Below are 20,984 nucleotides of genomic sequence, written 5' to 3'. Positions count from 1 at the left end.
CGAAAATAACTGGAGGTGATTGGGATGAGCGCAATATTACGGCAGACGTTGAGCGGGCAGTACGAGAGTGTGCAGAAGCGTAATGTCTATAAGTATTATGACGAATTGAACGAATTCGACGTGCTTTTTGACGACTATATGGCTGAAGGTCTTTTCGATGAGCCCATGCCGGTCCGCGACACAAACGGCGAATGTCCGATAGTGACTGCCCTCGGTGTGGAGAACCTTTATTTCTTGCTTGAACGCGTGCGGGCTACCGGTGGCAATGCCAACGTCTTTGCGAAATCGGGGAATAGCATCGTGCCCATCTCCTTTACCCAGGTTGAGTCAGTGCCAAAGGGCGCTGCTGACTTGTCGGATAAGGATGAGTGGGAGAACGGCGATGCGACGATCGATAGTTTTATCGCCTATCTACGCACGCAGCCCAATGGCGTCGTGTTTCCGGATGCCTTGCCAAGGGGTCCGTTGACGAATATGACACTTGGTAAGCAGGATGTACCCATTGATTTGCCATGTGAAGTATCGGTCTGATATCAAGTTAATTACATAAACCGGGTGCGAAGCAGAAATTATATTTGCTTCGCGCTTTTGATTCATCTATCGGATCCTTGAAATGCCAGCATTTTTAGCCAGTGAAAACTCAATTTCAAAAACTTGAGCCAAAAAGACTCAAGTTTTTTCGGAAATCCGGGAATATAATTTGACTATTCAAAGTTGAGTGATGTAGGCTCAGGTTTGGAAAGCGAAACAGGTGCGAACCTGGATGCGGACCGTGAACGAGGCACGAAAGTCCTGAAGCGGCGACCGGACCCGAGCGAACAGATGTGAAACGAACGAATACAAGGAGAATGAACATGGGACGTGCAGTAGGTATTGATCTTGGTACCACCAACTCTTGCATTGCGACGCTCGAAGGCGGCGAACCCACGGTGATCGTCAACGCCGAGGGCGCCCGCACCACGCCGTCGGTGGTCGCGTTCAGCAAGTCCGGCGAGATCCTCGTCGGCGAGGTTGCTAAGCGTCAGGCCGTAACCAACGTCGACCGCACCATCAGCTCGGTCAAGCGCCACATGGGCACCGACTGGTCGGTGGAGATTGACGGCAAGAAGTGGACCCCGCAGGAGATTTCCGCCCAGGTGCTGATGAAGCTCAAGAGGGACGCCGAGGCGTACTTGGGCGAGCCGGTGACCGACGCGGTCATCACCTGCCCCGCATACTTCAACGACGCGCAGCGCCAGGCGACCAAGGACGCCGGCAAGATCGCGGGTCTGAACGTGCTGCGTATCATCAACGAGCCGACCGCTGCGGCGTTGGCTTACGGCCTTGAGAAGGGCAAGGAGGACGAGCGTATCCTGGTCTTCGACCTCGGCGGCGGCACCTTCGATGTGTCCCTGCTGGAGATCGGCAAGGACGAGGACGGCTTCGCCACCATTCAGGTGCAGGCCACGAACGGCGACAACAGGCTCGGCGGCGACGACTGGGATCAGAAGATCATCGACTGGCTCGTCGGCGAAGTGAAGAACAAGTACGGGGTTGACCTGTCCAAGGACAAGATCGCTCTGCAACGTTTGAAGGAAGCCGCGGAGCAGGCCAAGAAGGAGCTTTCGAGCTCTTCCGAGACCTCCGTCTCGATGCAGTACCTCGCGATGACCCCCGACGGCACGCCGGTGCACCTCGATGAGACGCTCACCCGCGCACACTTCGAGGAAATGACCAGCGACCTGCTCAACCGTTGCCGCACGCCGTTCAACAACGTGCTGCACGACGCGAACATCTCCGTCAAGGACATCGATCACGTCGTGCTGGTCGGCGGCTCGACCCGTATGCCTGCGGTCAAGGATCTGGTGAAGGAACTGACCGGCGGCAAGGAAGCGAACCAGACCGTCAACCCCGACGAGGTCGTGGCCGTCGGCGCCGCGGTGCAGTCCGGCGTCATCAAGGGCGACCGCAAGGACGTCCTGCTGATCGACGTCACCCCGCTTTCCCTTGGCATCGAGACCAAGGGCGGCATCATGACCAAGCTCATCGACCGCAACACCGCCATCCCGACCAAGCGCAGCGAGGTCTTCTCGACCGCCGAGGACAACCAGCCCTCCGTGCTGATTCAGGTCTATCAGGGCGAGCGCGAGTTCGCCCGCGACAACAAGCCGCTGGGCACCTTCGAGCTTACGGGCATCGCGCCGGCTCCGCGTGGCGTCCCGCAGATTGAGGTCACCTTCGACATCGACGCGAACGGCATCGTGCACGTCTCCGCCAAGGACAAGGGCACCGGCAAGGAACAGTCCATGACCATCACCGGCGGCTCGGCCCTTCCGAAGGACGAGATCGACCGCATGGTCAAGGAGGCCGAGGCTCACGAGGCCGACGACAAGAAGCGCAAGGAGGAGGCCGAGACGCGCAACACCGCCGAATCCTTCGCCTATCAGATCGAGAAGCTCGTCAACGACAACAAGGACAAGCTCTCCGATGACGTCGTCAAGGAAGTGACCGACGATGTCAACGAACTGAAGGAAGCGCTCAAGGGCGACGATGTGGACAAGATCAAGGCCGCTCAGGAGAAGCTGACCACCTCTTCGCAGAAGATCGGTCAGGCGCTCTATGCGCAGCAGGGCGCCGAGGACGCGGCCGCCGGCGCAGCCGGTGCCGCGGGTGGCGCCAACGCTTCGGGCGCTTCGGGTTCCGCTGCCTCGTCCGACGACGACGTGGTGGACGCCGAGGTCGTGGACGACGATGACGACAAGAAAGACAATAAGTGATTATGTCCGGTTTTGATAAGGACGCTTACCTGGATGATCTGCCGGATCCCGACGACGCGTGGATGGGGCTTGCCGATGACCTCCACGCGGCCGGTCGGGACGCGGCGGGCGCGGGTGGCCAGGCGAAGGCCGATGGCAAGGCGCCTTACCGAACGGGGCATGCTGCCACCGGTGCGGCCGGCGACAAGGCGGGTGATGAGATGAGTTCCGAATCTGAAAATGAAAGCGGAAGCGGCCTCAGCGAGGTGGAAAGCAAGGGGCGTCATGCTGCCGGCAGTGTCGACAGAGGCGCTGATTCGAACAAAGGCGGTGTCGATGATGCCAATGGCGCTGACCGTAGGGTGAATGCGTCCGACGGCATGAAAGACGGAGGCTCGAGCGGTGCTGATGGCGCGTCGCCCGTGTCACCCGCGTCGTCCGACGCGAATTCCAGCGCCTCAAACGCCACTTCCGGGCACGCCGATGCATCAGGGTCGGCCAATGCTGGTTCCGCCGGCGCCGATGCATCCCCTGCTTCGGCGGCGGATGCGGGAGGGTCTTCTGACGGTGCTAAAGACGACGAGACGCTCACCCCGCTCGGTCAGGCCAAGAAGGAAGCGGCCGATTACCTTGAGGCCTTGCAACGCGAGCGTGCGGAGTTCGTCAACTTCCGCAACCGCGCCAAGAAGGAGCAGGACATCTTCCGCCAGCACGGCATCATCGACGTGCTCACGGCCCTGCTCCCCGCGCTCGACGACATCGACCGCATCCGCGAGCACGATCAGCTGGGCGAATCCTTCGAAGCCGTCGCCACGAAGATCGACAAGACCTTCGAGAAGTTCGGCGTCGAGAAGTTCGGCGAAAAGGGCGAGGACTTCGACCCGACCAAGCACGAGGCGATTCTGCACAAGCCGGATCCGAGCGCAACCAAGGAAACGGTGGACACCGTGGTCGAAGCGGGTTATCGCATCGGCGACCGCGTGATTCGCGCCGCCCGCGTCGTGGTCGCGTCTCCGCAGGCTTAGCGGGTTCCGTTCGTACCGCGAGGTGCGGCTCCCCGTTGGCCGGAGGGTCGCACCTCGCTTTTGTGTAAACGGTATAAACGGTAATAACGGCCGAGGCCCGAAGGGAGGGCAGTTACAATGGCTGAAAACGAGTGGTTGAATAAAGATTTTTACAAGGTTTTGGGTGTCTCGAAAGACTCTACCGATTCGGAGATCACCAAGGCGTACCGCAAGCTGGCACGCAAATATCATCCGGATCTGAACAAAACCAAAGAGGCCGAGGAGAAGTTCAAGGACATCTCCGAGGCATATGACGTGCTGAGCAACAAACAGGAGCGGCAGAAGTACGACGCCATCAGACAGTTCGGCGCCGGCGGCGCACGGTTCGCGGGCGGCACCGGAGCGGGCGGTGCCGGCGGATTCAACACCGACGCGTTCTCCGACATTTTCGGACAGATGTTCAACGGCGGCGATGGCTCCAGCATCCGATTCTCGACGAACGGTGGAGCTCCAGGCAATCTCAACGACATCTTCTCGATGTTCGGTGGAGGCTCCCAAGGCACAGGTTCACCCTACGGCGGCGATACAAGCGCCTACCGCGAGCCACCTGCGGAACCGGTGCGCGGCGAGGATCGCGACTCGAAGATCACACTGACCTTCCGCCAGGCGGTCAAGGGAGCGACGGTCTCGCTGAAAGTCGGCTCCGGCAAGTTCAAGACCCATATCCCCGCCGGCGTCAAAACCGGCCAGAAGATTCGCATCCCCGGCAAAGGGCGTGAAGGCCGGAACGGCGGCGCTCCAGGCGACATGTATCTACAAATCACCGTCAAGCCCGATGAGAACTTCACAATGCGCGGCAACGACCTAGTGATGCCGTTGCCGGTGACCATCGGCCAGGCCGTGGCCGGCGCCCGTATCAAGGCGCGCGACTTCGACGGCGACGAGGTGAGTTTCAGGATCCCGGCCGGCACATCCAGCGGCACCGAGCTTCGGGTCCGCGGCAAAGGCGTGCCCGGCCGTGATGGCGACCTGATCGGACGCGTCGAGATCCGAGTGCCCGAAAAGCCAACCTTCTCGCAGAAGCACGACGCCAAGGAGTTCGACAAAAGCTGCGGCGACTTGGTAGATGCGCTGGCCGCCGAGCGCGGCTGACGCCGCTTAATAACCCCGGCGGTGGTTCATGATCGTGCTGAACCGTCGGCAAAAAGAATGTGATGCTTCAGGCTTGTTCGTGCGACGGACATGTCTCAGACGTAGGCCGGGGTGGGGCTGACGCTTGGGGGTGTACCCCCCCCGATGAACGGTGAAGCATAGAACAGGTAGATGGCTGAAGGAAAGAGGTGGTGACGATGGCAAGAGTCACGCGTCAGGTTCAGGCGCTGTACGCTTTGTGCGCCGCCGCCATCGTCGAAGGGCGCGCGAACCTCGACGGCGCCGACGAAGTCGGATTCGACATCGTGTTGCCCGTCTTCAGCGTCGGCCGCGCCGCCGAGCTGGCCGGAATCCATTCGCAAACCCTCCGCCAATACGATCGCCAAGGGGTCGTGGTGCCTCAGCGCACGGAAGGCGGCGCTCGCCGGTATTCCCTGCGCGACGTCTCCCGTCTCGCTGAGGCGCACCACCTGAGCCAGGGTGAAGGCATCAGCCTCGTCGGTGTCATTCGAATTCTCGACCTCGAAGAGGAAAACCGCCAACTACGGCGTGAAGTCCATCGTCTCAACCGCCCCAGCGGCTCGAGCGTGTTCGCGGCCGATCGGGACGGCGGCATTACCGAGATGCAGCGCTCGCGGCAGGCCCGTCGTTGGCGTCACGACATCCATTCACGGGTTCGCGAACTGCCGTATCGGCCGTATGACCCGGAAACGGATGGCTCTGAATCCGATGGATACGGTCTCACGGGTGGACAGACCGCCGACCGCGGGCATCGTGGCGCTCGCGACTCCGGTTCGTCCGCTTCCTTCGCGTCTGGCCGTGCGCTGGTCCTGTATGGCGAGGAGTTCAGCGAGTGAATGTGCCTTATTCGGGGGATTTGGGCAAATCTTATTCTGTAGGCTCTTCTCGTTTCTGCTGACGTTGAAACTGAATCCCAAAACCTTGCAATTGCGTCATTCTGATATCCTTCAATAGACTGGCGACGATGTCAGAGAGCCTACGGAATGTCGTTTCATGTGATTTGTCGTCTTCATTTGGTGGGATTGAAGGCGGAACACACGGACTGATGGGAGATTTGCAATGCTTACTGCGGTGCTTTGGGATATGGACGGCACGTTGATTGACTCGGAGCCGTACTGGCATGATGTGGAGTGCGAGATCGCCCGTGCGCATGGCGGGGTCTGGACCGAGGAAATGGGATGGTTGTGCTCGGGTAAGCCGGTTCCGCGGGTGGCCGAGCGTATGGTCGAAAACGGCACGCAGCTGTCGGTCGATGAGATTGGCGAGCTGATGATTCAGGGCGTAGCGGAACGTGAGATCGCCCATATGCCGTGGGTTCCGGATGTTGAAAATGTGCTGCGCTCGCTGGCCAAGGTTGGCGTGCCGTCGGTGTTGGTCACGGCGTCTCCGCGGAAATTGGCCGAAAGATTGATGGAGCAGGCTCCCAAGGGCGCGTTCATCGGTTGTGTGTGCGGTGACGACGGTCTGGCTAGGAAGCCCGATCCGGCGCCATATCTGGCCGCCGCGAAATTGCTTGGTGTTGATCGGGAGCAGCGTTCGGCGGACGATTTCGCTTTGGCGATGGCGCATTGCGTCGCGATCGAGGACTCGTTCACCGGGCTTCAGTCTGCGGCCGGATCGGGCGCCACGACCCTCGCACAGACCGCTTTCATGCCCACGGATACCTCGCAGGGTCCGCAGTTCGCTTCGATTGACGGTTACGCCGATTTGACGGTCTCGCGGCTCGAGGATTACGCGGCTCGTCGCATTTCCCGCGATTTTCCGCGCGCGTGATTACCGTAGGAGTCGTCAAGTTCATGGTGAGCAGCTTGTTCGGATGAAAACACCAAAAGTCGGACGCGCCGATCGGGTGCTTCCGACTTTTGGCCGGTTTAATTAGCATATGGTTGTGTCCGCGAGGCTTACAATATTCAGCGGAATGTCGCTCGTTGTTCGTTCGATAATTAAATCGACTTGCGGGCATCGAACTCAATTTGGCGGTTAAGGCCAGATTCTTGATTCCCCGGCGATTGCAAACAAGTAAGAGACTTAATGACGGTGCCCTTTCCGCCCCCGCTGCGCAGGGAGCGTTTAGGTGGCTCGGGATGTTGATTGGAGTCCTTGGATGCCGTGCTCGTGGAGACCTAACGGTGAGTCACCCGGCCTTGCGGTTTCCGGGGGGGGGGCGTTCCAGCGGCGATTTGTTGGTTCGGTGCCTAGTGGTTGCCTAAATCTGGCGTGTCTGAGGGCAGTACAGTATCCAGATTCCTGTCAAGCACCTGCGCCACGGCGAGTGGGCTCCTGAATGTTGGGGTTGGCTGGGGTTGCGGGATTGTTGATGGACTGATGGACTGAAGGTGTGCCCTACCCCTGCCCCGTAGTGCACCAGGCATTCATTCAAGCGAAGGTTTCATCACAGACTCCAAGTAGTGCGTGTATAAGACGAGGCGGTTTCGTCCGTGGTTCTAAACATGTGAAAGCCTCCCGATGGACCGATATCTAGGACCATCACGGGAGGCTCGCTTAGATTAGCGTGTTTAATCGTCCTAGCTGTGGACACATCAGTGAATGTTTTTGTAGGACTGCCGACAGCGGGACGGTATTCAGAAACCCTTTTTGTGGTGAAAGTGTATGGCTTATCCGAATCCCGTGCGTGATCATCGGGGGGGGGGCTTGATGTGAATTTGCGGAATGCTGTTCAATCGGATGCAATGCCCCATTATTTGGCCAGTATTCCAAATCCACCCTTTCTACACCCTTTTTTCAGGTATAGAAAAAGCCGAAAACCTTGATATTCTGCGGTTTCCGGTCTACGAGTGGAGCTGATGGTAATCGCATAATCTATTGATATTTCAACGATTATTTGACTGATTGAGATTTTGTGTACCTGTAGGTGTACCTAAAGTCCATTTTAATGAGTTCAATTAGGGCGTCTGAATGAATCGCTCATTCAGACGCCCTAATAGTTTGGTGACTGTTTAGTCACGAAGGTTGACTATCCTTGGATAGTCACTTCACTCTGTATATAATTGCGTTAAGTTTCAAAAGAATCCGCACTCTTAGAAACTAATCTAAGTATAGCCAAATTCTTGCTTAAATAAAGTCGTTTAAAACTCTGTCATTGTAGGTCGAGATTTATCGGATAAGTGTATAATCTAAGTGTGGTAGATTATCCGTCTGATTGTTTTTAGTTTCGAGGAGTTTTGAAATTTCTCAATCAGAATTTGCCATAAGGCTGGATTCACTAGTCTATATATGATTGTGTGTGGGGAGGGGTAATGTCCCTCCCCATTTCATCATTTTAATGATGCGTTCAAGATTTTATTCCAAGAATTTATTTTTCTGCTCGAGCCAAAGATAACGTTTTTATCGGCAGAATAGGGCAGTATCTCCATTAAATCGTGATCTTTGAGATACTCAAGGATTTTACGATTTAGTGGAGTGTCATCAGAGCGCCAATAAACTTTAGCTCTATCGGTAAAAATTCTTTGTTCGGAATTGTCTCCGCTTTCCGTCAGTGTTTTTATAACTTGCTCTGGTGAAAGGTCACTTATTGAAAGCGAGTAAATTTTTGCAAAGCTGTGCCGATCAATAAATGCGTTTTGATTCTCATAAATGTATTTCGGATTGATTGGCTTTCGTCCGTCCCTCAGAGCTGTTCTCCAAGTTTGGACTAGTAGCTTTTCTTTAGCCCCAAATATATATATCGAAGGATTGACATCCCACAACTGGTGTAATGTCTCATCGTCACCTGTTCGTGTAATGAGCATTTTACATGCATCATCAGGCTGCAAGTTTCCGTCCATATATGAGCTGAAAACTCGCGATTGGTTAATATACTTGGCTTTTTCGCTCCATTTCGCCTTTGTGAGTTGATTCCAGGATTCAGCACTATCAGAAATGAGTCCTTCTTCAAGCAGCCCAGCATAGCCTATATGTTTTGGTATTTTAACGGGGTCAATCTGTTGTGGATTCAGTTCCTCGACTCCAAGACTGTTGATTAACTTTTTACGATGTTCAAACGGCATTCTTGTGTTGAAGATGAATTGAGCTAATTCTTGGCGCTCTCCAGGATTATCGTTGGAGATAAGGATACGAGATTGTTTTTTGAGATATATAGTTATCATCCGAACATCGTTATCGTCATCATTTGCAAAGAGTGAATTGCTCCTAGCCTTGAAAGAATAGGGATAGAGATTGTTGAAAGATGGCTCTATTCTATCTAAACTGAAAAGAGCTGGTAGATACGGCTTCCATTCGTTTGAAACCGTGGCATGATCTGTTTTTTTAGGTGAATTTATGTCTTCGGTTGGATTAATTGTAATATTCTTTATTTTCATTGTAGGCGGGCAGTGTCTAAAAACAGAAGTTAAGGTGTCACTTAGTGAGTCACCCGTTTCTGAAATGTATTGTTCTTGAACCTTAGCGATATCTCGCAATACTATATAAATTCCTTGATCATCATAAACGTTGATGGCATATTCATCTGGCTTCAGAAAATCAAGATATGATTGTAAGTGCAGCAATGTTGCGGAGTAGCGTTGTAAATCATTATTTTGGTTCGCGTTTGCCTTATTTTGGGCGGCCATACCCATTGCATTGAGTGAGGCGGCTGTGTTTTGACCGAAAATGTTTTCACGATTGTATTCGTACAGTTTATCCTGGAGGAATTCACTATATAATCCATCAGGCAGTTTGGTAAGATTAGCACGTATCCCTGCATTCAAGCAAACAAGTGCAAGTGGTTTGGGATCACTCGGATCTTTGGTAAACGTATTGGTATTTTCATCTTGCATTACCGATTCAATTAGTGATTTTGTTTGATTTTTGTCGCCGATTTCGTAATCTATGCCAGAGCTAAGATTAGAGAGAATGCTATCTGCGAAACGCTTCAAATCGTTTTCTCTATCCGGGGGATACGGAACAGAAAGAAGCAGAGGAATTAAATCATCGCGGTATGGTGTCAGATGCGACAGAACGGTCTCTTGTTTGGTTCCGTCAACGAGATATTCTTTGAGGAAATGATCGCTTATGTCATCTTTGACTGACAGACGTTTTATCTGATATTGGAATAGTGATGTCTTGGAACTATCTTTAGCAAGCTGGTCCAGCAAGGTGTAGTTGAGCATTCCGTCTTCTTCAAATACTGTGTCTCCACGTGCCCTCATTTTTTTAATAATGATGGAAATGTCGTCGTTACTCAGTTTGAGTTCGGGAGACGGGTTGTTGGGAATAATTGCTTGATAAAGGAATTTTCTAGCTTGCGTTGACATGCCGTCGTCAAGAATTGTGGAATATTCTATATAATCTTCACCAATCCAACCATTGGACAGTAATGCTGCCATGAGCTTTTGCCCGTGGAAAAGCCGTTTTACGAATTCAGAGAGAGAACAATCCTTAAAATATAGAGGATTGGAGGTAGTATCCTGGCCTTTTTGTTCTTGTGCTTCATCGAATATGGTTCCATGCTCATTTAAGTTGGCAGAATACTTGCTATTGTTCATCAGAAATCTGATGTCAGCTTTTTTAAGATTTTCTATCGTTTTTTCTGTACCGCTGATAATATTTTCTTGCCCAAGAATATCAGAATCGTGTTGCACCGAGAAATCTAGCGGAGTCTCCAATAAAACTGACAGTTGCCTTTTCGTAGGGTGGAGGTTTTTCGCTAAACTACCTTCATGCTTTACGTTTCCGTAAACGCTAAAATTTGTTTTATCGCTGGGTTTAATTGTAGCTAGCCAATTCCAAAAATCGTCATTGTGGATATCAAGAGACTCCTGACTATTATTATTTTTATCAAGTTTATATGCTTTTACTTGGAAAGAATCATCATTCTCGCATCCGGCCATGTTGCGCAGCTCGGTTTCCAGTTTTTCTTCCAGTTTTTCTGTATATTCCTTTTGGCTAGCATCTCGGCGTTTCTGAAGCTCCAACTTTTGTTTTTCTAAGTCGTCATTCTTAAGTTTTATGTTCTCGTGAATGATGGTTCTACTAGCTCTATAGATAGCATCTAATTTGCTATCGCCGGTTGCCAGCTTATCGGCATCATTGAGATAAGTATTCTTATAAATGAGAAAGCCTAAAAGTTTGGAATTATCCATGCCAGATTGCTGCATTTTGTTTCCATCGAGTTCATGACGATATACAACATATTCATTTCGTATATTTTTGAGTATTCTCATGTCCGGAATAAATTCAGCGGCGATGTCCAGAACATTTTCATCAATTTCGTTTTTACTTTCAAACTCATCAAAAGCAAGTCTCGCTGCATTTTCATGGGAAATGAACGGAACGACGGGAATTATAACGTCAAAGAATTTTGTTCTGGCGAAAGGCAGCCTATTCTTTGTATCTCCAAGTTGATCGGAAAATATACTATCTTTGATCGCGTAAATAAACTGTACTTTCGCTTTATCGTTTTCTGAATAATTATCTCGACCTTGTGCATCGTGCTTTTGGCGTCTTCGCAATTTCTTTGCTTTTAAACTGGAATTCAGTATGCTATTTAGCTCATGTAGCGCATCAAAGATTTTGGGATCCTCAAACCTGTCAAGGTCCTCTAAAATTACTACAGTCTTTTTGGTTTGTTGGAAAAAGTATAGTATTTCTTCAAGATACTTATCGAAATAGGTGTCAGGTTTATCGTCTAAGTCTACGGTAGCCCCACCTGCTGTAATTTTTGACAAATCTAGTTTGCCATAAAAGCGACCTATAAATAGCCATGCAATACCTGCGAAAAGAAGGAAAATTCCCGCTGGGAAAAGTATATTTTTGGCGAAGCAGTATGGGATTCTGTCATAAATTAGGTAGTACCACCCGAAAGCCATAAACAGTAAAATGCAAGATAAAGATGTCAGAATGCTGAATAGTAGGCGTTTTGGCCAGGCCATCGAACGTATTCGATGGAAATGGGACAATGGGAGTGTTGAAGGATTCGTGCTATAAAGCAGTTGCTTAACGATCTCTTTTTCTAACTGATTGGTCGTGTTATTGTCTAAAGGATGTTCAGTATTTTCTGCATTTATTCCGGTTTCACTTTCCGGGGATTTATCATTTGCATTATTCGGAGAGGTGCTTTCGCGATTCTCTGAATTATGGATGCCGGTTGATACATCTTTGGCTGTTGCTAAAGGAGCTAGGGATATCATTACCATTGACTTCGGCTTATATACGCGCTTGAGGATGCTGCTTTTGCCAGAACCGTACCCGCCTGATAACGCAATGTTTTTAGCTCGTTTTAGCTCGATTTCTTTTTCTAGCAGACTCGCGTAGTAGTCATGATTATCATCGTCATAGCAAGGAGACAGTAATTTTAACTCGGAAGATTTATCGCTCTCGCACATTCGTATCCTTTCTTGCCGCAATATCCACTTGCATAAATTTTATAACAAGAAGGACTAGGAGGTCAGCAAATGTTAGAAGTTGGCTTCAAGTTTAGGAAGGTTCTGAAAAATCATTGTGATTCATGCTTTTATGAACGATTTCACGCGTTTTATAGACGTTTAAAATTTTTGATTTTAGGTAAATGTCTTAAAACTAGTATTTTGCATTGGCTTATTGGTTTAGGCAAGTTGATAATTTGTGTTTATAGTGTTCAGTCCTCTGAATTCTAAAATAAGTAAATTGTCTCCTGAGTTTGTCTGTGTCTCCTGTAGTGAATTACTTTGCTATTTTGTATACGAAAAGGTATTCTTTACATATACAAAAAGAAAAGAGGTGGAAAGTTGCCGGTTTGCTTGCATCCGAGAGTTCTGGAGAAACGTCCTTGGCTCGATGAAAAGGAGATTGTTGCGGCGTGGACGGATGCGGCTCGTATGCTTCCCCGCCAAGGTGGCTACGAGCCTGACCAGATGCTTGCCGTCGGCTGGGATTGGCATGGTAGGCTCACTGAAATGATTGCGTATGCGGGCATGGAAGATGACGAATGGATCATCTTCCACGTCGCACCGGCAAGAAAGAAGTTCCTCGCTGAAATGAGGTTCAGCGAGAGCGAGATTCGTCAACTGTTGGGAAGGAGATAACCCATGAAGGACTACAGGGCAAAAGGCGGGGTCGAAGTCACCGACGAAATGATTGACCAGTGGGACAAGGACGCCGACAACGGTGTTTATCATGGCACTCCAGGCGAATTGATTGTCAATAAGCCGCTTGGTCGTCCGCCGCTTTACGAGGAGCCGATGGTTCCGGTGACGTTCCGTATGCCGGGCAGTGAGGCGGAAGCGCTTCGCAAGGCCGCTGACAAGCGTGGCGTGAGTTTCGCCGATCTCATGCGTGAGGCCTGCCACAGGGAGCTTGGATGGCAGACAGCATAAGAGCGACATCATGATAGTGTGAATTTAGGCTATGTGTCAGAGCGATGGTTGTCTGACCGTAGCCTACTTTTTATATGTCGCTGAAGTGGGATGTCGTCTTTGTTGATGCGAATGTTATCGGAGTTTTGGTTTGGTTCAGGCCGGCACATGTTCTTGGAAAATCTCGAAAACCTAAAAATAGTCTTGATCGGGCCTGTAATCTCCGAATCGAGAATGGGCGCTATTTCTATATTGAAAATAGCTTGCAGGGTTGCGTCGGAGAGAATTCCGTTCATCAGACATATGCAACTTGTCGGTTGGATTTATCGTCGCGTTTGCCGGTAAGGCGCATCGCAAGTTCCTCAACCTGCAACAGCACGGATTGATCGTCGCACAACTGACACAATTGATTGGTCGTATCGAGCACAGACTGCTTATCGTTCGCGTCGATGCCGGACACCCAACGCCGTACTCCGCTGATGTTTTTGAGCAGGGCTTCGCGTTGGTTCATGTCAGAGGATTGCTTGAGTCTGCTCGAATACTTCCCGACGAGCCGGTTCGCGGTTTCACGCATCGTGTCGTAAATCATGGGATCATATGTTTCGGTACTCATTTCGCCTCCACCTTCATCCAATGAGTTGTCGTGCTATTGAATTCTAAGCTATCACTTTTGCGTCTCAACCAATTGTTGTGAAAGCAAAAACTTCCGTATCTTCATTTATTGTTCGTCCATGCTCGAACTCAACATAAGCTCCCGTCCCAGGTTGTCTGACTTTGAGATTTGCCTTGGAAGCTTGTACCTTCACTGAGCTGCTCGCCTCGGTGCATTTGTTTTTGAAGATTAAAATATGTGATGTCATTCCTGGTATTTTGCGTGGTCGGCATATAGGATTTTCCGATTTGTCCAGCAGCGTCGTGAGAAGGTTGCGCATCAAGGTCGGTGCTGATGGAGACTTGTATTCCGCTCATGTCGATCTGTGCCGGAGAGAGCTTCGCGCATTGAACGTTGCTCCCTAGGTTCTTGCATCGGTATCCGTTCGGGGGTTGATTGTGCCAGCGACACTGCTCGTTCTGAACTCGCCCTTGGAAGCGGTCGCCGTTCCTCCGAGCGTGAGCGTGAAGTATCCGCTGTCGTTGACATGTTTCGTATAACCGGTGATGGTCGTGCCGCTGGCATCGGATATTCCTTTACTCCCCGCTTGGCAAGCGAAGAACAGATTATTGAATGTATTGCCTACAGTATCGTTCGATGTCATCTCGTCTTCAAGGACGGTGCAGTTGCCGAATCCTATGAGTGAGGCTCGGACGGCCTTCAGTATTTCCCGTCCGTCTTGATCCCGTCATTTGCGCTGAGACTGTCGCGGTACTTGGTCATGTTGTGAGTGCCGCCGATCTCGGTGAGTTTTTCTTTCCATGTTCCCGAGTACCAGCATCCGTTGTAGCGCGCGGTGTATGTTCCCGGAAGCACGGTGGGAGATTTCTCTCCACGGATTTTGAATCCGCCAAGCACGGTGTCTGCATCAGCATTCGCCTTCACAAACAGTTGGCTGCCGTCGGCTTTCCACTGCTTCGAGTCCGGGTCCTTGCGCATGTCGAGCGTCAGGTTCTTCTGCTCTCCTGCCACCTTAAATCTGACGTTGACGCTGCCGGTCGAGTCGCTCTTGGTTTCGTCGCCCACCTGCACATCGGTGACGCCTTGTTCCAGTTTGCTGTCCGAAAGTTTGTCTCCTTTATCGAGGTATGTGTACTTTCGCACGGTGGCCACATCACCCTTGCCCATCGCGGTGAACAGCGTCTGTGCCGCCTGCTTCGGCGAGCTTCCGACGCTTCCGCATGCCGCGCACATCGGCACCATTATGCACGCTACAAAGAATGTCGCAATGTATCGTCACGTTTTCATTTTCCGCCCTCCTTGACGGTGTTTGTCTCCGTCGTTCATCGACATCAATGTGCGCTTTCGGGTGCACGGAGCATCTATGTATATGGCAGTAAACTCACAAAATAAGAAAGACAACTTTAAGAGGAATTAAAGTGCATGCGGTCAACGTCTGAGGGATGATTTCTGAGCACTAGCGTCCTCGATGCCGATGTATAAGCTGCCTCTAATAAAGGGGGCGAAACGAGTCCGGGGAATGGATGCCGATTTTATCGTAAAAACATCGTTTCTATGATAAAACTCCCCAAAATGAGGTCAACTCTATAAATAAGTGTTTTTTGTTTTGGATTTTTGTCCGCCATTGCCATGGGGTGATTCGGCATCGAAGCTTCGGATTGTTCATTCGGTTCCGTTGCACATGGAGGCCCGCCAGAACCTTGAAAACCTTTTCTGGAAAAGCGTACTCAACTATTTGAGGGAAATGCCGTTTTTTCAAGACTACGGCTTAAAAATGGGGTCAGCGTATTTATATGGTTTTGTTCTGTGATTTTATTTTGTATCGTGTTGCTCAGTGGATTGATGTCGGTGAGTCGTATCGACTCTCCGTCCTGGCTGTCTCGTAGCACTTTTGTTGCATTGAGAGTTCGCAAGAAATGATTTTTATTGAGTGAAGTTACATTCCGAAAAATGTTATTGTATGTGTATCCAATGGTCGATCAGCCGCTGATTATTGAATATATGTTCTTCGGATTTATGACAACATTTGATTCCTCTGTATTTGTTTTCAATGTGTAGACAAAACTTTCGCTCGTCTGTCTGTACATTGAATTCGAAGTACACAGAAATGTTTATAGTCTTTTAATGGGTGCAACACGAAGCATAAGACGTTTGATTCCAGCGGAACCGAAATCGACGGTGATGGTCGAATTGCGTCCTCTATCTTGGGTGTCGATGACAGTTCCCAGACCGTATGTTTCGTGTAGGATTTTGGTGCCGAGTGGGAAATCCGAAACTTGCAGGTCGTTGTCTTTACTGATGATGGAGGCTGGGATTGAACGCGAAGAGACTACTTCCTCGTCGCTTCTCGGCAAGAGACTTTCCTGTGTTTCCTGTGACGCTGATAATTTGGATGCTCTGTCGTATTCTGCTTGTCCGGCTTTGAAATGATAACCGTTATGCGAGTGCTTGTCGGTTGATTTTTTGTCACGACTGCTGGACTTTTCGAACGAGTTTTGCATATTCTTGTGTTGGGTGGCGATGGTGATGAGCATGATGACCATACACAGCGTCCATTCCACGCATGCTGTGGGTGCGCACATGTTGTATGGGAGTACCCATTGCCATGTGAAGAACGGAACGATACCTGTGCCTACTGCACTGACGGCGATAGCAAGTATGAGATTGCGTTTACGTTTGCCGTTCCAAACGAACAAAGCAAACATGATGAATGCTTCCAGTAGGATGAACACCAGCCAGATGATTCCTAGGATGATGATTCCTAAACCGAATGACGTGATGTAGTTGAATACTTCGGTGAGTGAGGACCCCACGGTAGTGGTGCTGAACCAGCCTGCGCCAATGAGCACAATCATCAGAGGAGCAACCGCTATAAGGAGGATAATTAGGAAACCCAACAACATGATTCTTCCTCGTTTGGCATTCATGATTTCGAATTAAAACCGGATGGATGCAAGAACTTTGTTTGTAGGTTCTTGCATCCATCTAACTTTAGATATCCGATTACGAACTGCATTGCTATATGGTTGTATTACTTACACTACTCGCGTCGGCGGATGGCTTCCATTCCGAGGGCGGCGACCACCATGCTGGCGGCGAGCGCTGCGGCTGCTGCCGTGTCAGCGCCGGTGACGGCGAGCTTGCGTCCGTGAGTGTCATGGGCGGTGGTGACGGTCTTGCCGTTCGCGTTGTGGCGTGCGGTCTTGGCGTTGTGTCCGTTGGGGTCGTGTGCCACGGCCTGTGTCGCGGTCTGCGCCTGCTGTTGGGCCTGCTGTTGGGCGGCCTTGATGGCGTTGGCCTGGTCGAGTGCGGTCTTGGCGGCGTTGTAGTCGGCGTCGGCCTGGTCGGCTTTCCGTTTGGCCTCGTCGTAGGCCGATTGCGCGGCCTGCGTGTCGGTGGTGGCCTTGTCGAGTGCGGCCTGTGCGGCGGACAGGTCGTTGTCGGCCTTGGTTTTCGCGGCCTGCGCGTCGCTGACGGCCTGTTGGGCGGCGGTAAGGGTGGCGGGGTCGGCGTCGTGGGTGAGCCGGTCGAGGCGTGCCTGCGCGGTTTGCAGTGCCTGCGCGGTGGCGTTCGCGTCCGTGTCGGCCTTGCTCAGTGCGGCCTGTTTGTCCGCCAGGTCCTTGTTGGCGGCATCCAGTCGGGTTTTGGCCTGTTCGAGGGTCTGGTCGGCCTGTTGGGCGGCGTCGTGCGCGGTGCGGTAGGCGTCGGCGGTGCGTTGGGCGTCGGCGGTGGCCTGCGCGAGTTGCCGGTTGGCGGCGTCGAGGTTGCCCAGGGCGTTCTGGTAGCGGTCGAGTTTCTGCCGGGCCTGGTCGAGGGTCTGCTGCGCGTCGGTGCGGTCCTGCTGGCGTGCGGTCAGGTCGTGTTCGGCCGTGGACTGCGCGGAGCGGGCCTGGTCGAGGGCCTGTTGGGCGGTGTCGAGGGTGGATTGCGCCGCGTCCCTGTCCTGCGTGGCCCGGTCGAGGGCCTGTTGGGCGGCATGGTCGTTGTTGGCGGTGTCGTACACGCCCTGCGCACGGTCGGTGTCCGCCTGCCGTGCGTTGACGGTGGCCTGCGCGTCGCTGACGGCCTGCTGGGCGGCGGTAAGACGTGCCTGCGCGTCACTGACGGCCTGCTGCGCCTGCGTGAGGGCCTGCTGCCTGTCGCTGGTGGTCTTCCTGGCGTCCTCGTAGGCCTTGTTGGCGGCGTCCAGCTTGCCCGTGTAGCCATCCAGCATGGAACGGTACTCACCGACCGTATGATGCGACTCCTGCGTCAGGTCGTTGGCGAAATCGTTGATTCCGGCACCATCGTAGTTCCAGCCGTGATCCACACCGTTGCTGTCCACGTAGTCGGTCGTACCGGCGTTCAGACCGGCACCCATCACCGTCCATGAAGGGTTGATGATGTTGAGGTAATGCCCGACCTGCTCGCCGGTCTGCGGGTTGGCATAGTACTTGGTGCGGGTGATGAGCGCCATGTTGGCGTCCCACTGGGCCTGTGTGATGTGGCCGGGTTCGAACTTGGTCAGTCCGGGGACCTTGTTCTCGTCCACGAGCCTGTTGTAGAAGTCCATCTCGCTGGTGTACCAGCTGCCGTTCGGGTCGTAGTACGCATCGGAGATGTTTTCGCCCAGACAGTCACCGATCACGAGGTTCTGGCCTCCTCCCATGCCACCGGTATGACCCTGCGTGTGGGCGCTGGCATCGGCATGGAGGATGGCGTTGGTCATCATCGAATCGGTCACGGCCAGTTCGCCCAGTCCCAGACCGCGACGGATGTCGTTGACATGGTTGACGTACTCCAACGCCTTGCGCACGTTGCTCAACACGGTGGCGTCCCCGTCCTTGCCGAGCTTGACGTACTGCGCGTACCAGCCGGACGTGAACTGGCCGGTCATGGAACCAAGCCCACGGTCGTTGAGGAACCCGACATACCCCGTGGCGCGTTGGGCGTCGGCCGCGTCGCTCGCGGTCTTCTTCGTGTTCTCGTCGGCCTGTGCGCCGTTCAACGCGTTCTGCGCCGCTGCGGCACTGTCCTGCGCCGCCTGCAACGCGGCCTGCTGGACAGCCAGCGCGTCATCCGCGTCGGACTTGGCCTGCTTGGCCTTGTCCAACCCGTCCTTCGCCTTGTCCAAAACCTGCTTCTTGGCCTTCACGTCGCCGTTGTGCGCGTCCACGGCCTTCTGCGCGTCATCGACCTTCCGCTGCGCGTCCTGCACGGCCTGCGCCTTCGCCTGCACGTCCTGCTGTCTGGCCTGCGTATCGGCCTTGGCCTGCTCCAACGTGCCCTGCGCCGCCGACACCGCACGGTCGGCGACAGCCACACCGTCCGTCCCGTCCTTCACATCCTTCCTCGCACGGTCGATGGCACCCGGCTGGCTGGCCTCACGAGCGTCGGACGCCGCCCGACGCTGCCCGTCCTCCGCATTCTGCCTGTCGGACTGGGCCTTCCGATCCGCAGCACGGCTGTCCTCCTCGACCCTGTGGGCGCTGTCGGCGGCGGCCTGACTGCCGTCCTTGTCCGACTGCGCACGACGCTGCTCCTCCTGCGCCCGACCGGCATCCTCACCAGCCTTGGACCGCGCCGCCTTCGCCGCATCATCCGCAGCCTTCGCATTGTCACGCTCGACCGTGGCCTGCGGCACCTGCGGAGCCGCCGCCTTCGCAGCCTCCTGCGCCTTCGCCTGCGCCTGCTGCTGCGCCTCAAGCTTCGCGGCCGCATCAGCCGCCTGCCTCTGCGCCTGCTCCTGCGCCGTCTTCGCGGCATCCTGACGAGCCTGCGCCTGCCGGGCCTCCTGCGCCTTCGCCTGCGCGTCGGCATCCGCCTTCGCCTTCACGCTCGCGGCATCCTGCTCGGCCTGTTCGGGGGTGCGTTGCGTCACCGGAACGACATTCCCGTCCTGCGGTTGCGTGCCTTCGGGGGTCACTTCGTCCGCGAGCGCCGTGTTGGATACCATGCCACCGCCGAGGATCGTGGCCGCACCCAGTGCCGCCGCCGCGATTCGCTTCCTGCCGTCGTACCGGTTCTCCTGTTTCCTGATATTCCGGTACGCGTGGCGTGCCTTGGATCGGTTGTTCTGGCTCATAGCTGTTCCTCCATGAATTCGTGTGTTCGTGTCACACACTATATCTTATTTAAGAGACCTTTTAAAATAGGCGTTCCGGATCCGCGCACGGTCCCCCTCCTCCCTGTCGCCGGCCCGGCGTCTCCGTCCCTCCGGTGGCGGGTGGTCGACCTCGTGCCCGCGCCGCCGGGGTTCCCGTGGTCGTTGCCCGCCCTTCGCGCCCCAGCCTTGGCCATCGCCGCGGCAACAAGTCGTCGATCGACGTTCCCAAGGCGTGTGCCAAGGCGGCTACGGTGCGTAGATCGGGATTCGGATCATTCCCGTTCTCAATCCTTCGGCATTCGTCCGGCGTCAGACCCGCCTTTCGCGCCAAAGCGGACGTGCCGAGCGCTCCGCCATTGCGCGCCCGTCGTATGTTCGTGCCCAGAATGCGCAGGCATTCGCTCCACTGCTCCGCTTCATCTTCCATGCTTCTAGGCTAGGGTCATACGGTTTTGAACCACAAGCTCATCTCTGGGGCCTTGGGTACAGCAGCAATACATTCCCGTTGTGGGAACAGCTCAAAAACAATCGGGCACCGAACTTTTGGATGTGGACGGCACTGAGACCGGAACAAAATCCACCGCCGGCGTCGTTGTTGCATGTAAAGGCGTGATGGTTGAAGAATCGGCCGCCCCCGGCGGGTTCGGTGATGTGATGGTTGGTTGCTTCGGCGGCTCGCGGTGCGAGGCGGGTCATCGTGCGCTCAGGTCGGGCGGGTCGTCGGGCAGCAGGTCGCCGAGCTTCACGCCGAGCACTTGGGCCACGGCCATGATGTTGCGCAGGCTCGGGTTCGACGGCGGGGTGCCCTTGCCGCCTGTCGGCTTGGACCCGACGCCGCTTTCCAGCTTCTGATAGGTGTAGCGCGACAGATCGGCGGCGTAGGCGACCTGTTCCTGGCTCATATGGTTGTTCCTGCGAATCGTCTCGATATTATGACCCACAACCCTCATGTATTCGAGCCATTCGGCATCCTGCGGGCGTTTACGAGACATATATCCAAGCTACGACTACTATGGTTTAGAAGTGGCCTAAGATAAAAGGCATAGGAGACTGTGTTGTATCGGTCCTCCGGAAACCTGCGCTGTGGTATGTAAGGCAAGTTTG

15 protein-coding genes and 1 pseudogene are annotated in these 20,984 nt (G+C 53.6%); 8 read left to right on the top strand and 8 right to left on the bottom strand.

What is annotated here, in order from left to right; genetic code table 11:
* Positions 1 to 24 precede the first annotated feature (24 nt).
* The 6 genes from BBOH_RS05065 (at position 25) to BBOH_RS05040 (ending at position 6,685) form a co-directional block, all read left to right on the top strand.
* A complete protein-coding gene (locus BBOH_RS05065) occupies positions 25 to 531 on the top strand; it encodes a hypothetical protein (protein WP_033522163.1) in 507 nt (168 codons plus the stop codon).
* 323 nt (positions 532 to 854) lie between these two features.
* Positions 855 to 2,756, top strand: a complete 1,902-nt coding sequence (gene dnaK / locus BBOH_RS05060) for a molecular chaperone DnaK (RefSeq protein WP_033522165.1) — start codon at positions 855 to 857, stop codon at positions 2,754 to 2,756.
* A 359-nt stretch (positions 2,757 to 3,115) separates the two neighbouring features.
* Entirely contained in the window at positions 3,116 to 3,760 is a 645-nt protein-coding gene (grpE, locus tag BBOH_RS05055; RefSeq protein ID WP_033522216.1) for a nucleotide exchange factor GrpE, read from the top strand.
* 117 nt (positions 3,761 to 3,877) lie between these two features.
* A complete protein-coding gene (locus BBOH_RS05050) occupies positions 3,878 to 4,891 on the top strand; it encodes a DnaJ C-terminal domain-containing protein (RefSeq protein ID WP_033522167.1) in 1,014 nt (337 codons plus the stop codon).
* Positions 4,892 to 5,088: 197 nt separating this feature from the next.
* The gene (locus tag BBOH_RS05045) at positions 5,089 to 5,748 is read left to right on the top strand and encodes a heat shock protein transcriptional repressor HspR (protein ID WP_033522218.1); all 660 of its coding nucleotides are present in this window, start codon (positions 5,089 to 5,091) and stop codon (positions 5,746 to 5,748) included.
* Between the two features lie 223 nt (positions 5,749 to 5,971).
* Positions 5,972 to 6,685: an HAD family hydrolase gene (locus tag BBOH_RS05040; protein WP_033522169.1), complete on the top strand. Its 714-nt coding sequence runs from the start codon at positions 5,972 to 5,974 to the stop codon at positions 6,683 to 6,685.
* Between the two features lie 1,502 nt (positions 6,686 to 8,187).
* Here BBOH_RS05040 and BBOH_RS05035 read toward each other — a convergent pair.
* Positions 8,188 to 12,234 carry a YobI family P-loop NTPase gene (locus tag BBOH_RS05035; protein ID WP_033522171.1) on the bottom strand — a complete coding sequence of 1,349 codons (4,047 nt, stop codon included), beginning with the start codon at positions 12,232 to 12,234 and terminating at the stop codon, positions 8,188 to 8,190.
* A 393-nt stretch (positions 12,235 to 12,627) separates the two neighbouring features.
* Between BBOH_RS05035 and BBOH_RS05030 the strand changes: the two genes are divergently transcribed.
* Positions 12,628 to 12,912: a hypothetical protein gene (locus BBOH_RS05030; protein WP_237743139.1), complete on the top strand. Its 285-nt coding sequence runs from the start codon at positions 12,628 to 12,630 to the stop codon at positions 12,910 to 12,912.
* 3 nt (positions 12,913 to 12,915) lie between these two features.
* Positions 12,916 to 13,203: a ribbon-helix-helix domain-containing protein gene (locus BBOH_RS05025; RefSeq protein WP_033522175.1), complete on the top strand. Its 288-nt coding sequence runs from the start codon at positions 12,916 to 12,918 to the stop codon at positions 13,201 to 13,203.
* Positions 13,204 to 13,477: 274 nt separating this feature from the next.
* Here BBOH_RS05025 and BBOH_RS05015 read toward each other — a convergent pair whose 3' ends face one another.
* The 7 genes and pseudogenes from BBOH_RS05015 to BBOH_RS04985 all read right to left on the bottom strand — a co-directional run bounded on the left by BBOH_RS05015 (position 13,478) and on the right by BBOH_RS04985 (position 20,872).
* A complete protein-coding gene (locus BBOH_RS05015; protein WP_033522179.1) occupies positions 13,478 to 13,795 on the bottom strand; it encodes a hypothetical protein in 318 nt (105 codons plus the stop codon).
* A 400-nt stretch (positions 13,796 to 14,195) separates the two neighbouring features.
* Positions 14,196 to 14,438: an HU family DNA-binding protein gene (locus BBOH_RS05010; RefSeq protein WP_033522181.1), complete on the bottom strand. Its 243-nt coding sequence runs from the start codon at positions 14,436 to 14,438 to the stop codon at positions 14,196 to 14,198.
* A gap of 56 nt (positions 14,439 to 14,494) precedes the next feature.
* The gene (locus tag BBOH_RS05005; RefSeq protein WP_143242488.1) at positions 14,495 to 15,028 is read right to left on the bottom strand and encodes a nuclear transport factor 2 family protein; all 534 of its coding nucleotides are present in this window, start codon (positions 15,026 to 15,028) and stop codon (positions 14,495 to 14,497) included.
* An 878-nt stretch (positions 15,029 to 15,906) separates the two neighbouring features.
* Positions 15,907 to 16,095: pseudogene (locus BBOH_RS09260) on the bottom strand (hypothetical protein); the annotation flags it as partial.
* Positions 16,096 to 16,835: 740 nt separating this feature from the next.
* Positions 16,836 to 19,859, bottom strand: a complete 3,024-nt coding sequence (locus tag BBOH_RS09410; RefSeq protein WP_044098140.1) for a CAP domain-containing protein — start codon at positions 19,857 to 19,859, stop codon at positions 16,836 to 16,838.
* Positions 19,860 to 19,920: 61 nt separating this feature from the next.
* The gene (locus BBOH_RS08545; RefSeq protein ID WP_074428601.1) at positions 19,921 to 20,307 is read right to left on the bottom strand and encodes a helix-turn-helix domain-containing protein; all 387 of its coding nucleotides are present in this window, start codon (positions 20,305 to 20,307) and stop codon (positions 19,921 to 19,923) included.
* A 265-nt stretch (positions 20,308 to 20,572) separates the two neighbouring features.
* Positions 20,573 to 20,872: a helix-turn-helix domain-containing protein gene (locus BBOH_RS04985; RefSeq protein WP_033522223.1), complete on the bottom strand. Its 300-nt coding sequence runs from the start codon at positions 20,870 to 20,872 to the stop codon at positions 20,573 to 20,575.
* Positions 20,873 to 20,984: the final 112 nt, after the last annotated feature.

The organism is Bifidobacterium bohemicum DSM 22767 (assembly GCF_000741525.1).
Lineage (GTDB): Bacteria > Actinomycetota > Actinomycetes > Actinomycetales > Bifidobacteriaceae > Bifidobacterium > Bifidobacterium bohemicum.
This window is presented reverse-complemented; position numbering and strand designations above follow the sequence as displayed.

What these genes read in the sequence shown, in the direction of transcription:
- BBOH_RS05065 (WP_033522163.1), top strand. Translation starts at nt 25, where the DNA reads ATGAGCGCAATATTACGGCAGACGTTGAGCGGGCAGTACGAGAGTGTG.
- BBOH_RS05015 (WP_033522179.1), bottom strand. Translation starts at nt 13,795, where the DNA reads ATGAGTACCGAAACATATGATCCCATGATTTACGACACGATGCGTGAA.
- BBOH_RS08545 (WP_074428601.1), bottom strand. Translation starts at nt 20,307, where the DNA reads ATGGAAGATGAAGCGGAGCAGTGGAGCGAATGCCTGCGCATTCTGGGC.
- dnaK (WP_033522165.1), top strand. Translation starts at nt 855, where the DNA reads ATGGGACGTGCAGTAGGTATTGATCTTGGTACCACCAACTCTTGCATT.
- BBOH_RS05040 (WP_033522169.1), top strand. Translation starts at nt 5,972, where the DNA reads ATGCTTACTGCGGTGCTTTGGGATATGGACGGCACGTTGATTGACTCG.
- BBOH_RS05035 (WP_033522171.1), bottom strand. Translation starts at nt 12,234, where the DNA reads ATGTGCGAGAGCGATAAATCTTCCGAGTTAAAATTACTGTCTCCTTGC.
- BBOH_RS05045 (WP_033522218.1), top strand. Translation starts at nt 5,089, where the DNA reads ATGGCAAGAGTCACGCGTCAGGTTCAGGCGCTGTACGCTTTGTGCGCC.
- BBOH_RS05025 (WP_033522175.1), top strand. Translation starts at nt 12,916, where the DNA reads ATGAAGGACTACAGGGCAAAAGGCGGGGTCGAAGTCACCGACGAAATG.
- BBOH_RS09410 (WP_044098140.1), bottom strand. Translation starts at nt 19,859, where the DNA reads ATGAGCCAGAACAACCGATCCAAGGCACGCCACGCGTACCGGAATATC.
- grpE (WP_033522216.1), top strand. Translation starts at nt 3,116, where the DNA reads ATGAAAGACGGAGGCTCGAGCGGTGCTGATGGCGCGTCGCCCGTGTCA.
- BBOH_RS05005 (WP_143242488.1), bottom strand. Translation starts at nt 15,028, where the DNA reads ATGTGCGCGGCATGCGGAAGCGTCGGAAGCTCGCCGAAGCAGGCGGCA.
- BBOH_RS05010 (WP_033522181.1), bottom strand. Translation starts at nt 14,438, where the DNA reads ATGACATCGAACGATACTGTAGGCAATACATTCAATAATCTGTTCTTC.
- BBOH_RS05050 (WP_033522167.1), top strand. Translation starts at nt 3,878, where the DNA reads ATGGCTGAAAACGAGTGGTTGAATAAAGATTTTTACAAGGTTTTGGGT.
- BBOH_RS04985 (WP_033522223.1), bottom strand. Translation starts at nt 20,872, where the DNA reads ATGTCTCGTAAACGCCCGCAGGATGCCGAATGGCTCGAATACATGAGG.